This is a genomic window from Vannielia sp. SX4, from assembly GCF_052828525.1.
Genome location: NZ_CM128247.1, coordinates 140,735 through 154,726, shown reverse-complemented (window position 1 = coordinate 154,726; position 13,992 = coordinate 140,735). Strand labels below are relative to the sequence as shown.

14 protein-coding genes are annotated in these 13,992 nt (G+C 66.6%); 4 read left to right on the top strand and 10 right to left on the bottom strand.

Going from position 1 to position 13,992, the window contains the following annotated elements; genetic code table 11:
* Positions 1 to 7: 7 nt before the first annotated feature.
* The 4 genes from galU to cysQ form a co-directional block, all read right to left on the bottom strand.
* A complete protein-coding gene (gene galU / locus ACUXVX_RS00790) occupies positions 8 to 898 on the bottom strand; it encodes a UTP--glucose-1-phosphate uridylyltransferase GalU (RefSeq protein WP_222471506.1) in 891 nt (296 codons plus the stop codon).
* 173 nt (positions 899 to 1,071) lie between these two features.
* Positions 1,072 to 2,340 carry a glycosyltransferase family 2 protein gene (locus tag ACUXVX_RS00785; RefSeq protein ID WP_446309958.1) on the bottom strand — a complete coding sequence of 423 codons (1,269 nt, stop codon included), beginning with the start codon at positions 2,338 to 2,340 and terminating at the stop codon, positions 1,072 to 1,074.
* On the bottom strand, positions 2,337 to 3,137 hold the full coding sequence (locus tag ACUXVX_RS00780) for a 3-deoxy-manno-octulosonate cytidylyltransferase (protein ID WP_446309957.1): 801 nt from the start codon (positions 3,135 to 3,137) through the stop codon (positions 2,337 to 2,339). Before ACUXVX_RS00780 ends, ACUXVX_RS00785 begins: the two co-directional genes overlap by 4 nt.
* Before the next feature lie 3 nt (positions 3,138 to 3,140).
* On the bottom strand, positions 3,141 to 3,938 hold the full coding sequence (gene cysQ / locus ACUXVX_RS00775; protein WP_446309956.1) for a 3'(2'),5'-bisphosphate nucleotidase CysQ: 798 nt from the start codon (positions 3,936 to 3,938) through the stop codon (positions 3,141 to 3,143).
* A gap of 132 nt (positions 3,939 to 4,070) precedes the next feature.
* Here cysQ and ACUXVX_RS00770 point away from each other — a divergent pair, with 132 nt between their 5' ends.
* Positions 4,071 to 4,892 (top strand): ABC transporter permease, encoded by an 822-nt coding sequence (locus ACUXVX_RS00770; protein ID WP_222496297.1) that lies wholly within the window; start codon positions 4,071 to 4,073, stop codon positions 4,890 to 4,892.
* A 153-nt stretch (positions 4,893 to 5,045) separates the two neighbouring features.
* Here the strand turns inward: ACUXVX_RS00770 and ACUXVX_RS00765 are convergent, their stop codons facing one another.
* From ACUXVX_RS00765 to ACUXVX_RS00755, 3 genes are all read right to left on the bottom strand, one after another.
* Positions 5,046 to 6,215 (bottom strand): mandelate racemase/muconate lactonizing enzyme family protein, encoded by a 1,170-nt coding sequence (locus ACUXVX_RS00765; protein ID WP_446309955.1) that lies wholly within the window; start codon positions 6,213 to 6,215, stop codon positions 5,046 to 5,048.
* Positions 6,216 to 6,360: 145 nt separating this feature from the next.
* Complete coding sequence (locus ACUXVX_RS00760; protein ID WP_446309954.1) at positions 6,361 to 6,966, bottom strand: alpha-ketoglutarate-dependent dioxygenase AlkB family protein; 606 nt, start codon at positions 6,964 to 6,966, stop codon at positions 6,361 to 6,363.
* On the bottom strand, positions 6,963 to 7,535 hold the full coding sequence (locus ACUXVX_RS00755; protein ID WP_446309953.1) for a GNAT family N-acetyltransferase: 573 nt from the start codon (positions 7,533 to 7,535) through the stop codon (positions 6,963 to 6,965). Before ACUXVX_RS00755 ends, ACUXVX_RS00760 begins: the two co-directional genes overlap by 4 nt.
* Before the next feature lie 187 nt (positions 7,536 to 7,722).
* On the opposite strand from ACUXVX_RS00755, the gene dnaK reads away from it, so the two are divergent.
* Together dnaK and dnaJ are read left to right on the top strand one after the other, a co-directional pair.
* A complete protein-coding gene (dnaK, locus tag ACUXVX_RS00750; RefSeq protein ID WP_222471514.1) occupies positions 7,723 to 9,639 on the top strand; it encodes a molecular chaperone DnaK in 1,917 nt (638 codons plus the stop codon).
* 79 nt (positions 9,640 to 9,718) lie between these two features.
* A complete protein-coding gene (dnaJ, locus tag ACUXVX_RS00745; protein WP_222471515.1) occupies positions 9,719 to 10,870 on the top strand; it encodes a molecular chaperone DnaJ in 1,152 nt (383 codons plus the stop codon).
* A 94-nt stretch (positions 10,871 to 10,964) separates the two neighbouring features.
* On the opposite strand, the gene ACUXVX_RS00740 is transcribed toward dnaJ, so the two are convergent.
* On the bottom strand, positions 10,965 to 11,429 hold the full coding sequence (locus tag ACUXVX_RS00740; RefSeq protein WP_446309952.1) for a hypothetical protein: 465 nt from the start codon (positions 11,427 to 11,429) through the stop codon (positions 10,965 to 10,967).
* A complete protein-coding gene (locus ACUXVX_RS00735; RefSeq protein ID WP_446309951.1) occupies positions 11,422 to 11,910 on the bottom strand; it encodes a hypothetical protein in 489 nt (162 codons plus the stop codon). The genes ACUXVX_RS00740 and ACUXVX_RS00735 overlap by 8 nt, the downstream gene beginning before the upstream one ends.
* Positions 11,911 to 11,980: 70 nt before the next feature.
* Between ACUXVX_RS00735 and radC the strand changes: the two genes are divergently transcribed.
* Complete coding sequence (gene radC, locus ACUXVX_RS00730) at positions 11,981 to 12,742, top strand: RadC family protein (protein WP_446309950.1); 762 nt, start codon at positions 11,981 to 11,983, stop codon at positions 12,740 to 12,742.
* Between the two features lie 55 nt (positions 12,743 to 12,797).
* Here the strand turns inward: radC and ACUXVX_RS00725 are convergent, their stop codons facing one another.
* Positions 12,798 to 13,952 carry a hypothetical protein gene (locus ACUXVX_RS00725; RefSeq protein ID WP_446309949.1) on the bottom strand — a complete coding sequence of 385 codons (1,155 nt, stop codon included), beginning with the start codon at positions 13,950 to 13,952 and terminating at the stop codon, positions 12,798 to 12,800.
* Between the last annotated feature and the right edge of the window lie 40 nt (positions 13,953 to 13,992).

The following is a 13,992-nucleotide window of genomic DNA, read 5'->3' as shown; positions in this document are numbered from 1 at the left end:
CGGGCCTTTACTGGGCGGCTTTCTCGCTGGCCACCAGCTCTTGCAGGTAGCCCCAGAGCTCGTCGCGCAGCTCGTCGCGGCCAAGCCCGAAGGACACGGTGGCCTGCAGGAAGCCTGCCTTGGAGCCGCAGTCAAAGCGCTCGCCGTTGAAACGGTAGCCGTAGACGCCCTCTTTGCCGCCGATCTCCTCGGCGATGGCGTCGGTGAGTTGGATCTCGCCGCCGGTGCCCTTGTGCTTCTTGTTGAGGTTGTTCAGCACCTTGGGGGTGAGGATGTAGCGGCCGATCACGGCGAGGTTGGAGGGGGCATCCTCGGGCTTGGGCTTTTCGACCATGCCGGAGACCTTCACGAGGCTGCCGTTGTCTTCTTCGACCGCCAGAAGACCATAAGCGCCGGCCTTGGATTGCGGCACTTCCATCGCGGCGACCATGCAACCGCCGGTCTCATTATGCGCCTCGACCATCTGCTGAAGGCAGGGCTTTTCGGCGGCGATCACGTCATCGGGGAGGATCACGGCGAAGGGCTCGTTGCCGATCAGGCGGCGGGCGCACCAGACCGCGTGACCGAGGCCGAGCGCCTTGTGCTGGCGGATGTAGGCAATGGCGCCGCTTTCCATGTTGGTGTTCTTGAGCACCTCCATGAGTTGGTCCTTGCCCTTCTTGCGCAGTTCCTGCTCCAGCACGGGGGCATGGTCGAAGTAATCCTCCAGCGCGCCTTTGCCGCGCGAGGTGACGAAGATGAACTCCTTGATCCCCGCCGCGCGCGCCTCGTCGATGGCGTATTGGATCAGCGGTCGGTCAACCAGGGTCATGATCTCCTTGGGGATGGATTTGGTCGCCGGGAGAAATCGTGTTCCGAGCCCCGCCACCGGGAAGATCGCCTTGGTCACTTTTTTCATTTTGGTCTCTTCAATCTGCTTCAATCACATGGGCTTCGCCAGGGCGTGGCACTGTTGGCCGAGACGATAGGCGTAAACCCGTGAGGAAGAAACAGCCAAGCGCCCCATTTTGTTGCACTCGGGGCGGGATTCACGGGCGCTTGTTGGCCTATGGCCCGCGATTTGGGCGAAGGTCAGCTCTCGGGGCTGCGAAAAGTGGCAATCCGTGCCCGCTCGCGGGCAATCCGGGCGGCGCGGCGCCAGAGGCGGAAGGGCGGGTCGCTGCGCAGGGAGCGGCCAAAGAGGCCGCCGCGCTGGACCCAGACGCCCGCAGGATCGAACCAGCTGGCGTGTTTGCGGGGCGTGCGGGACAGGCGGAGGAGCGTGATGACCTTTTGGCCGGAGGCGGCATCGGCGCGGGCGCGGGCGAGCGCGCGGCGGAAGCCGATGAGGCCGCAGCTGCGCAGTTCGTGCGCAGTGGGGCCGGAGCCTTGGGGGAAGGGTTTGAAGGGGCTTTCGGCGGCGGTCAGCGGGGCAGGATCCGTGAGGGGGGCGGCCATGCCTTCGGTGATGCCCGCCTCGAGCGAGGCCATGAGCGGGGCCTCCTCGGCGGCGCTCAGGCGGCCCTGCTTGCGGTAGCGCGCGACCCGCTCGGCTTGCCCTTGGCGCAGGGTGTCCAGCGCCTCGGCGCGGCGCGGCGCGGGGCAGTGGCGGCGCAGAAAGAGCGCGGCGGAGCGGCCGATCTGGTGCAGGTCGGTGGGCGCGCGGTTGGCGCGGCGGGAGGCGTTGGCGGCAAAGCCGTGGTGCACTTGCGCGCGGGGGACGATGGCGGTTTGGCCACCCGAAGGCGCGAGGCGATGGGTGACATCGGTTTCGTCGAGAAAGAAGCGGAAGGCTGGGTCGAACCCGCCGATGGCGGCGAGGGCAGAGCGGCGAAAGGCGCAGTTGGTTCCGTGAGTCTTGACGCAACGCGCGCTGGGCCAAAGCGTGGTTTCCAACTCGTTAACGTCGAGCGCGATGTCTGCGCCGGTCTCGTCTGTTGCAACCCCTTGCCATTGCATGGAAATTCCGTTTCGGCCGCGCACGAAACCGGTGCTGGCAATCACCGACGGGTCACTGAACGGCGCCAGAAGGCGTGAAAGCCAGGGCGGTTCGGGTGTGGCGTCATCGTCGATGAAGGCCACCAGCGGGGCGGCCGCCTGTGCGAGGCCAAGGTTGCGGGCCGCCGAGATGTTGGCCTCGTCGAACTCTACCAACTTCATACGCTGAGAAAGATTAAGCTCCCGCGCGACGGCGAGGCCGGCCGGGTCGGCCACGAGGATCAGCTCGAAGTCGCGGTGGGTCTGGAAGCGGAAGGCGGGGAGGTTGCGGCGCAGTTCGGCAGCGCGGCCCCGGCTGACGATGATGACGCTGGCCTGCGGCCCGGCCTCTTCTGCCTCGCCCGCCGCCGCGCCCTCACTCATTCAACGCCCATCTGCGCCAGCATGGCCTCGATCCGGGGGGCATCTTCGGGGTTGTTCAGCTCCCAGAAGGCGCGCCCGCGCCCCTCGACCTCGACGCAAAGCACCCGGCGGCCCTGCTCCAGAAAGCGGAGTTGCTCCAGCCCCTCCAGCGTTTCCAGCGGCCCGACGGGCCAGGAGGGGTAGGCGGCGAGGGCATCGGGGCGGTAGGCGTAGACGCCGACATGGTGGAACACCGGGGTTGCGGCCTCGGGCGCGTAGGCCTCGGAGGTGAAGGGGATCACCTCCTTGGAGAAGTAGAGCGCGGAGCGGTCATGCCCGAAGACAGCGGTGGTGCCGCCGACGCGGCCTGCCTTGCGGTCGGCCAGAAAGGCATTCAGCGCGGCGCCGTCGCAGCGCAGCACGGGCGTGGCGATTTCAGCAGTAGGCTCGGCGCGGGCGGCGGCGACCAGATCGGTGATGAACCACGCCGGGGTCAGCGGGGCATCGCCTTGCAGGTTCACCACGACATCGAAGCTCTCGCCCATGTTGGCCACGGCCTCGGCGCAGCGCTCGGTGCCATTGCGGGCCTCGGACGAGGTCATCACCACCTCGGCGCCGAAGGCCTCCGCCGCCATGCGGATGCGGTCATCATCGGTGGCGACCACCACGCGGGGGCTGCCCTCGACCGCCTGCGCGGCCTCCCAACTGCGCTGGATCAGGCTCTTCTCGATGCCGGACGCGCCCCGGAGGGTAGCCAGCGGTTTGCCGGGGTAGCGCTGCGAGGCGTAGCGGGCGGGGATGACGATGAGGAAGGACAAGCGCTAGCCCTGCTTGAGCGCCACGTCGGGCGAATAGGCGATGAAGAACGGGTTCTCGTAGCCCGGTTTGCCGTAGGTGAAGGGGGTGTGGTCGTCGAAGCGGACCATCTTGCCACCCGCGCCGCGCAGCACGGCATCGCCTGCGGCGGTGTCCCACTCCATCGTGCGGCCAAGGCGGGGGTAGAGATCGGCCTCGCCGGTGGCGACGAGGCAGAACTTGAGGCTGCTGCCCGCGCTCTTCATGTCGGCCACTTGGTAGAGGTTGATGTAATCATCCGTGGCCTGATCGCGGTGCGACTTGGAAGCCACCACCAGAAGCGCGGTATTGTCGGGCTCTGACACATGCATCGGCACCTGCTCGCCCGGCTCGCCGGGAGCGTGGGTGCCGGTTTCCTCGACCGACTGGCCGGAGGCGAGGGTGTAAAAAAGCCGCTGTTTTGCAGGGGCATAGACCACGCCACGCAGGGGCACGCCGTTTTCGACATAGGCGATGTTCACCGTGAAATCGCCGCGCCGATTGATGAACTCCTTGGTGCCGTCGAGCGGATCGACGATGAGGAAGGCATCGGCGGATTCGGTATGGGTGCCGGCTTGCTCCTCGGTCACCACCAGCACATCGGGGAAGGCCTCGCGCAGGCCCGCGCCGATGAGGGCATCGGCGGCTTCATCGGCCTCCGTCACGGGGCTTTCATCGGATTTCGCCTTCACCTCGAAGTCGTCGGCCTCGTAGATCTCCATGATCTTGGCGCCCGCTTCGAGCGCCAGCCGGCGCATCACTGTGACCAAACGGTCGAAATCCATCGTTCTCTCCTTCACCTCGCGGCTCCGTCAATTGACTGCCGGTCCGCGCCCCTTATGGTTTGGCGTCAAAGTTTCGGCAAGTTTTGCGTGCAAGGTTGCCGGGCAGGCAGCGCCAAGAGGCGGCACAGGCAGATGTTCGAGAAGCAAACCCCAAGAACGCCCTACGGCTCGGCTCTGGCGATGCTGGAGCTGATCTATCACGCCACGGTGCGCGAGGTGCGCAAGGGCAGCGGCAATGCCGTGTGGGGCCTTGTGATGAACATGCTCCAGACGGTCATTCTGGTGGGCATTTTCTACTTCATGTTCACCATTCTAGGCATGAAGAAGAACGCCGTGCGCGGGGATTTCGTGCTCTACATCATGAGCGGGATCTTCATGTTCATGACGCATATCAAGGCGATGGGCGCGGTTGTGGGCTCGGAGGGGCCGGCCTCGGCGATGATGAAGCACGCGCCGATGAACACGCTGGTGGCGATCTGCTCGGCGGCCTTGGCGAGCCTTTACACGCAGCTGCTCTCGGCCTCGATGGTGCTGTTCATCTACCACGTGGCGATCAACCCGATCGAGTTTTACGACCCGATGGGCACCTTTGCGATGTTCCTGCTGGCGTGGTTCTCGGGCGTTGCGGTGGGCATGCTGTTTCTGTCGATCAAGCCTTGGGCTCCGGATGCGGTCTCAATCATTTCAAGCATTTACTCGCGGGCCAACATGGTGGCCTCGGGCAAGATGTTTCTCGCCAACAGCCTGCCGGCCTACATGCTGCCGTTCTTCGACTGGAACCCGCTGTTCCACACGATCGATCAGGCGCGGGGGTTCGCCTTTATCAATTACAACCCGCATTACAGCTCGATCACCTATCCGGTGCTGCTGTCGCTCACGCTGATCATGCTGGGGCTGCTGGGCGAGTTCTTTACCCGCAAGCGGGTCTCGATGAGCTGGAACGCCAAGCGCTGAGGCGGCTGCGTGGGGCCACCGTGCGGTGGGGCAGGGATTTGGCCGGAAACGGCGTTAACCCCAATAAAAGCTGATGCACAACTGATGCACATCCCATGCACATCTTATGCATACGCGATATTCGCCCGCCTTGGTTAAGTTAACCCGCCGCGCTCACCGCGCGACCTCGTAGGCGGCGATGAAACCTCGGTCGGGCGAGACGCCGAGGCCCGGCCCTTCGGGGACCGCCGCATAGCCGCCGGTGCGGGCGACCTGGCCCTGAATGTCGAGCGGCTCTTCGAGCAGGTCGTCGCGGAACTTGTTGTCGGTCGTGTCGAACTCCAGCATCGGCTCCCACGGGAAGAGCCCTCCGGGCAGGGGCGGCATGGCGGCGAGCAGGTGGAGGTTGCAGGCGACCGCGATGGCCGAGCCCCAGACGTGGTTCACGACAGGCGTGAAATGGGCGTGGCAGAGCGCGAGCACGCGGAGATACTCGGTGATGCCGCCAAGGGCGCAGACCTCGGGCTGGGCGATGTCGAGCGCGCGGGCCTCCAGCAACGAGCGCCAGCCCCAGCGGTTGAACTCGATCTCGCCGCCCGAGATGTTGGTCGTCAGCCCGGTGCGCAGCTCGCGGTAGCCGTCGTAATCCTCCGGCGCGACGGGCTCCTCGAACCAGTAGGGCGCGAACTCCTCCATCGCGCGGCCGACGTAGAAGGCATCGGCGGTGGTGTAGCAGTGGTTGGCATCGACCATGAAGCGGAAGTCGTCGCCCACGCCGCGGCGGACGGCTTCGATCAGGCGGATGTCGTCGCGCGGGCCGAGGCCGACTTTCATCTTGGTGGCGGCGAAACCCATGCCCTTGATGGCGGCGGCCTCATCGGGGAAGCGGGCGACCAACTCGTCGGCAGGCTCGGGGCGGAGCATCATGCCGTAGCCGTAGACCGGCAGGCGGGTGCGGTGGCGGCCACCGACCATCTGGCAGAGTGGCAGGCCGGCGACCTTGCCGGCGATATCCCAGAGCGCGATATCGACGCCGGAGAGCGATTGCATGGGCATCCCCTTCTGCCCGTGGTCGCGCAGCAGGTTGTAGACCTTGTGCCAGATCACGTCCCGGTCCAGCGGGTCCATGTCCAGCACCATGGGTTGGATGACTTGCTCGACGATGGCGCGGTTGGCGAGTGCCACGTTGCCCGCGCCGAAGCATTCGCCCCAGCCGGTGACGCCCTCGTCGGTCTCGACCTCCACCAGATGGGCGGTGCGCTGGTGGTAATACTGCTGCGAGTAGCCGAGCGGTTCCGGCAGGTCGTAGCGCAGCACGTGGCTGGTGACTTTGGTGATTTTCATGGTGGCCTCCCTCGGGCGGGAAGATGGCGGGGGCGGCGGGGGATTGGAAGGGGGCGGCTCTTCGCGGGCTGCGCCCGGTCATCGCCCCTGTGCGGGTGCCGCGCCGGGGCGGGTGCGAAGACGCCTCGAAGGGCGGATGAGCGGCTCAGGTGACGACGCGGAGGGTCACGTTGAGGCGGCCGCCTTGGGGCAGGAGCGTGGAGGTGCCGGGCTTGAGGCGGTCGATGCCGTGGAAGGCGCGGCGGGCCTCGCCTGCGAGCACGCAGACATCGCCGGAGTGGAGCCATGTGGAGGCGGTCGGGTCGGAGCGGGCGAGGCCGCCGACGCGGAAGAGGGCATCGTCTCCCAGCGAGATGGAGACCACGGGCATGGAGAAGTCGCTCTCGTCGATATCCTGATGCAGGCCCATGCGGGCGCTTTCGGAGTAGTAGTTGACGAGGCAGCACTCGGGGGCGCGGTCCACGCCGCTGACCTGCCGCCAGATGGCGAGCACCTCGGGCGGGATGGGCGGCCATGCGACGCCCGAAGGATGGCGCGGCTCGTAGCGATAGCCGCGACGGTCGGAGACCCAGCCGAAGGCGCCCGCCGAGGTCATCTTGACCGACATCTTCTTTCCGAACCGGGTTTCGGGGTGAAACATCGGCGCGGCCTCGGCGACGCGGCGCAGCGCGGCGACCAGTGCCTCCTGCGCCGGGCGGTCGATCAGGCCGGGATAGAGACGAATCCCGTGAAAATCGAGCGGGGCTGTCATGCCCGCTCTGCCAGCACATGCTCCCACGCGGCGCGGTCCAGCCGCCAGCATTGGCGCAGGCCGGGGCCGGTGCCGTAATCGAGCATCGCATCGTGATCGTGCACCGCGCCGAGCCTGCCCGTGGCGGTTTGCGAGCGGATGTTGCCGGGGTCGATGTGGAGCCAGACGGTCTCGGAGGCCGCGAAGGCATGGCCGAACATCAGCCGCTTCAGCTCGAAGTTGGTGCCGCCGCCCCAGTGATCGCGGGTCAGAAAGGTGAAGCCGACGGAGGGCACGCGCGGCGCGTCAGTGGTGGCGTAGTAGCGGGAGGTGCCGATGACGCGGTCTGTGGGCGCCTCGCGCACAGTCAGGGCGGTGCCGGAGGCAAGCAGCATGTCGAAATAGGGGCCGAAGACCTCGGGCCGCCAACGCTCGGTGGCGGGGTGGCCGGCCCAGATTTGCGGGTCGGCGGCGGCCTTTGCCAGCGGCGCGCGATCGTCCTCGCACAGGGGGCGCAGCGCCAGCAGGGCGCTCACAAGCTGCGGTTGCGGCTCGAACCCCTCTGCGAGATTGCCCAAGAATCCGGTCATTGGCTCCAATCCATGTGATTTTCCCACAGATTCATCCCTTCACATGTGTTGCAGCCGCGCAACCGCCTCCTTATATACCCTTCGAAGCTCGGTCGGGGGCCCAACCCCGGCCACTTGGGATCGGGTGTCAGGGGCCTCTCAGAGGACCTGTTGCCCACAACATCGCCGAATGAAGAGGTAGAGTATAATGGCTAAAGTCATCGGTATTGACCTTGGGACCACGAACAGCTGTGTCGCCATCATGGACGGCTCGCAGCCCAAGGTGATCGAAAACGCTGAGGGTGCGCGCACGACGCCCTCGATTGTGGCCTTCACCGAGGGTGAACGCCTTGTCGGCCAAGCCGCCAAACGGCAGGCCGTGACCAACCCCGAAAACACGATCTTTGGCGTGAAGCGCCTGATCGGTCGCCGGTTCGACGACTCGGATCTGGCGAAGGACAAGAAGAACATGCCGTTCAACATCGTTGATGGCGGCAATGGCGACGCATGGGTCGACTCGCGCGGCGAGAAGTATTCGCCCAGCCAGATCTCCGCGTTCATTCTCGGCAAGATGAAAGAGACCGCCGAGGGCTACCTTGGCGAAGACGTGACGCAGGCGGTGATCACCGTTCCGGCCTACTTCAACGATGCGCAGCGTCAGGCGACCAAGGACGCCGGCAAGATCGCGGGCCTCGAAGTGCTGCGGATCATCAATGAGCCGACCGCCGCCGCGCTGGCCTATGGCCTCGACAAGAAAGACAGCAAGACCATCGCCGTTTACGACCTTGGCGGCGGTACGTTCGACGTGACCATCCTCGAGATCGACGATGGCCTGTTTGAAGTGAAATCCACCAACGGCGACACGTTCCTTGGTGGTGAAGACTTCGATATGCGGATCGTCAACTACCTGGCCGACGAGTTCAAAAAAGAGAACGGCGTTGACCTGACCAAGGACAAGATGGCGCTGCAGCGTCTGAAGGAAGCCTCGGAAAAGGCCAAGATCGAACTGTCGAGCGCGAGCCAGACCGAGATCAACCAGCCGTTCATCAGCATGGGTTCCGATGGCGCCCCGCTGCACATGGTCATGAAGCTGACCCGTGCCAAGCTGGAGAGCCTCGTGGGCGATCTGATCAAGGCCTCGATCAAGCCGTGCCAGGCCGCGCTGAAGGATGCCGCGCTGAGCACCGGCGACATCGACGAGGTCGTGCTGGTGGGTGGTATGACCCGGATGCCGAAGGTGATCGAAGAGGTCACCAAGTTCTTCGGCAAGGAGCCGCACAAGGGTGTGAACCCCGATGAGGTTGTGGCGATGGGTGCCGCGATTCAGGCCGGCGTGCTGCAGGGCGACGTGAAGGACGTTGTGCTGCTCGACGTGACCCCGCTTTCGCTGGGCATCGAGACGCTGGGTGGCGTGTTCACCCGCCTGATCGACCGCAACACCACGATCCCGACCAAGAAGAGCCAGATCTTCTCGACCGCCGAAGACAACCAGAACGCGGTGACGATCCGGGTCTTCCAAGGTGAGCGCGAGATGGCGAGCGACAACAAGATGCTCGGCCAGTTCAACCTCGAAGAGATCCCGCCTGCCCCGCGCGGCATGCCGCAGATCGAAGTGACCTTCGACATCGACGCCAACGGCATCGTGTCGGTGGGCGCCAAGGACAAGGCGACCGGCAAGGAGCAGCAGATCACCATCCAGGCTTCGGGCGGTCTCAGCGACGACGACATCGAGAAGATGGTCAAGGACGCCGAGGACAATGCCGAGGCCGACAAGGCCCGCAAGGAGCTGGTGGAGACCAAGAACCAGGGCGAGAGCCTGCTGCACTCCACCAAGAAATCGCTCGAGGAGCACGGCGACAAGGTCGACGCCTCGACGGTGGAAGCCATCGAGCTGGCCATGGGCCCGCTGGAAGAGGCGCTGGAGGCCGAGGACGCCGGCAAGATCAAGTCGGGCATCCAGAACCTCACCGAAGCCGCGATGAAGCTCGGCGAGGCGATCTACAAGGCGGAGCAGGAGAAGGCCGGTGAGGCCGAGCCCGAAGACGCCGAGGATGGCCCCCGCGGTGTGGATGACGACATCGTGGACGCCGACTTTGAAGACCTCGACGACGACAAGCGTGCCTGATCGCACGTTGATGTAACCCGGGATAGGCCGGTCCGGGAAACCGGGCCGGTCTTCGCGGTTCAAGGGAAAGGGCGATCAGATGGCAAAACGCGATTTCTACGAGGTGCTGGGCGTTGAGCGCGGCGCGTCGGGCGACGAGATCAAGAAGGCCTATCGCAAGAAGGCCAAGGAGCTGCACCCCGACCGCAACGCCGACAACCCCAAGGCCGAAGACCAGTTCAAGGAGGTCAACGAGGCCTATGACGCGCTGAAGGACCCCGAGCGCAAGGCGGCCTACGACCGCTTTGGGCATGCGGCCTTCGAGGGCGGCGGCCCGCGCCCCGGACAGGGCGGCGGCTTCAACCAGCAGGGCGATTTCGCCTCTGCGTTCAGCGACGTGTTCGACGACCTCTTTGGCGACTTCATGGGTGGCCGTGGCCGCCCCGGTGGCGGGGGCCGGCGCGCGGCGCGCGGCAGCGACCTGCGCTACAACCTGCGGATCAAGCTGGAGCAGGCCTACAAGGGCACGCAGAAAACGATCAACGTGCCGACCTCGGTGCAATGCGACACCTGCGAGGGCAGCGGCGCCGAGGGCGGCGCGGAGCCCACCACCTGCCCGACCTGCTCGGGCATGGGCAAGGTGCGCGCGCAGCAGGGCTTCTTTACGGTGGAGCGCACCTGCCCGACCTGTGGCGGCCTTGGCCAGCACATCAAGAACCCCTGCAAGGCCTGTGGCGGCCAGGGCCGGGTGGAGAAAGACCGCTCTTTGAGCGTGAACATCCCCGCTGGTGTCGAGACCGGCACGCGCATCCGGCTTGCCGGTGAGGGCGAGGCCGGGCTGCGGGGCGGGCCTGCGGGCGACCTCTACATCTTCATCGAGGTGGAGCCGCATCCACTGTTCGAGCGCGAGGGCCCGGACCTCTTCTGCCGGGTGCCGGTGAGCATGATTGCCGCCGCGCTGGGCGGTGACATCGAGGTGCCCACCATCGACGGTGGCCGCAGCCGGGTGAAGATTCCGGCGGGCGCGCAGGGCGGAAAACAGATGCGCCTGCGCGGCAAGGGCATGCCGCCGCTGCGGGGTGCGGGCAATGGGGATATGTTCATCGAGCTTTCGGTGGAGACCCCGGTGAACCTGACCAGCCGCCAGAAGGAACTCTTGAAGGAGTTCGAGGGGCTGGCGAAGGACAACAACCCGGAGACCTCCAGCTTCTTCTCCAAGGTGAAGAGCTTCTGGGACGGGATGAAGGGCTGAGGGTGGCATCCACCCGAGCCAAGGGGCGCGCCGGGAGTGGCGCGCCCTTTTGCGTTCTGGGGGCGCGCGTTGGGTGGTCGGGGCGAGCCTCGCCCTACGCGGGGGTGCAGGTCGTCTCGATGCCCTGATCGGTGTCGCGCAGGCGCAGGGCGTTCGCGCTGATCTCTTCGATCCGGTAGCGGGCGAGTTGGTTGGCGAGTGCGGTTTCGTCCTCGGTGATCATGCCGGAGGGCAGCTCGGCCAGCGGCACGTTTTGCCCGGCCTCGGCAAAGCGCATCAGGCGGTGGGTTTCGTAGTGCTCGGTCAGGGCGCCCTCGGAAAGCTCCCACGTGCCGGAAAAGCTGAACTGCATGGCAACCGGGGTGCCGCCATCGGTGCTTTGCACATCGGTCCGGCCGGATAGCGTGCCGCCCTCGCCGTAGCTTACCTGACGCTCCATCGTGTAATCGCCCGGCTGGGAGGTGCAGAGCCAGTCACCGGTGAGCAGCGCGACCTGCGGATCGTCGCGGCAGGCGGCAAGTGATAGCAGGAGGAGCGCGGCGAGCGCGGGCCTAGCCATTGGTGCGGCGGCAGGACATGCGGAGGTTGTCGGCCTTCTTGCCGGAGGGCGAGACGTATTCGAGCGTCAGGCGGGTATCTGTCAGCTTGCGGACGACGTAGCGGACGTGGTGCGGCTGGTCGACCTGCCGACGCGCCCTGTCGGCCTCGGGGCCGCGCAGGCGGGTGGCCTTGCCCTCGGTGGTCACGGTGACGGTGGGCGCGAAAGTGCGCTCGACCCGCTCGGCCAGCACGTTGCCTTTGACCACGTAGCGCCCGGCTGCCGAGAAGGCGATCTTGGAGGAGCCGGTCTTGCCTTTGTAGCGCAGCTTGATGCGGAAGGCCTGCCGCCCGGTGAAACTGCCATCGGCGTTGTAGGTGACGGTGCGGCCAAGGGCGGCGTTCCCTTCGCTGGCCTGACAGTTCCATGTGCCGAGGAGGCTGGCGGCAGAGAGCGGTGAGGCGGCGAGGAGGAGCGCGAGGGCGGCGGCGAGCATGTTCATGCCGGGAGATTAGGCGCGGGGCCAGGCGGTGTTAACCGTTGATTCACCATGTGCGTGTCACAGTCGCGGCATGACACGCGCCTTCCATGAAGCCCCGATGCCGCTGTTCGACCCGGATGAGGCCGAAGAGGTGGCCGCCGCCCTGCCCGCGGGCAAGCTGCCGAGCTACATCAAGGATCATCGCAAGCGGCTGCGGGAACGGTTCATGGCGGGTGGCGCGGCGGCGCTGCCGGACTACGAGATTCTGGAGTTGGTGCTGTTCAGGGCCATCCCGCGCCGGGACGTGAAGCCGCTGGCCCGCGCCCTGCTGGAGCGGTTCAGAGACTTCAACGGCGTGCTCTCGGCCCCGGTAGCCCGGCTGCGCGATGTGCCGGAGGTGGGCGATGCGGTGATTGCGGAGCTGAAGATCGTGGAGGCCGCGGCGCACCGGCTGGCCCGCTCCAAGGTGCTGGACAAGCAGGTGATCTCGAGCTGGGCGCAGCTGCTGGACTATTGCCGCGCCAGCATGGGCCATAGGGAGACCGAGCAGTTCCGCGTGCTCTACCTCGACCGGCGCAACGTGCTGATTGCCGATGAGGAGCAGGCGCGAGGCACGGTGGATCATGTGCCGGTCTACCCGCGCGAGGTGGTGAAGCGGGCGCTGGAAGTGAATGCCTCGGCGCTGATCCTCGTGCACAACCATCCGAGCGGCGACCCGACGCCCTCGGCGGCCGATATCGAGATGACGGAGAAGATCCGCGAGGCGGCGGATGCGCTGGGGATCACGCTGCACGACCACCTGATCGTGGGGCGGGCGAGTGAGCTGAGCTTTCGGGCGGAGGGCTACCTGTAACGCGAAAGGGCGCCGCTGCGGCGACGCACCTTGTTGGTGCGATGGTGCGGGCCGGTTACTCGGCGGAGGCGAGCCGGATCTCGGGCAGGATGCCGGAGAAGACCAGGAACTCGCCCTCGGCCTCGCAGCCGGGCATGGTGACCGAGAGCGCGTGGGGCGCAAAGCCATCGGCGCCCTTGCGGAGCACCTTGGCCTGCACCTCGCGGCCGCAGTTGGCGGCGGTCACCTCGGCCTCGACGGTGAGGCTGACGGAGCCGCCTGCGGCGAGCGGGTAGCTATAAACCTCGGCCATGCGGGCGCGGGGCGCGTCGGCGGCGCCCAGAAGGGTGATGAAGCCGCCTTCACCTGCCGTGGCGCGGGAGGGGCCTGCGGGGGCGGAGGCATCGACATGGCCCTCGGTGCCGAATTCGGCGCCGTTCTCGAAGGCATGAAGCGCGACGCCGCCGGTGCCCTCCCAGGAGAGGGCGGTGCGATTGAAGTCGTCCACGCCGGGCACGAGGGCGAGGGCGGTGGCGCGCTCGCCAAGGGGGAAGCTGGCCTCGAAGCTCGCATTGGCGGCAAGTGCGGGCACATCGACCACGAGACCGCCCTCGTTGTTGGTCACCTCGGTAAAGGTGAGCGGGCCGTGGGTGAAGGTCACGAGCTCGCCGGGGTTGCAGGGCGCGGTGAGCGCGAGGCGAACCATGGCGGCGGGCTGCGGCTTGGCGCTGAGCGACACGGTGCAATCCTGCGCGGTTTCGGTTTCGCCGGTGTCGGTGGCCTCGCCAGTCGCGGGCGCGGCGGCGGCCTCGGGCACCGGCTCGGAGGGCGTGCGCGATTGCAGCGCAGGCATGGGCAGCACGGAGGCGGAGCGGGTCACGCCCACGGCGGGCTGCTCGGCGGGCTTGGCGAGTTGCGGTGCGGGCGCAAGGGCGGCCTCTTCCTCGGCGGGGGCCGGGGCGGAGAACCGGGCCTCTGTGGCCTCAGTGGGGGCGGTGCGCTTCTGGGAGGCGGCCTCGGCTGCCGTGCGCTCCTGACGGGCGCTGGAGAGCGGCTGGAGCGCGCCCGCGGGGTCGGCGGGGGCCTTGGAGACCACCTCCTGCGGTGCGTCATCGGTGAAGGCATCGGCCATCGGCCCGACCTGCTGCATCACGAAACCGGTGCCCAGTGCAATTGCAAACACCGAGCCAGCCGTCATCAGCCGCTTTTTCAGCTTTGACTCAATCTTCATCGTTCCCTCCGTCACCCATCCCGTCACCCAATCGGGGATT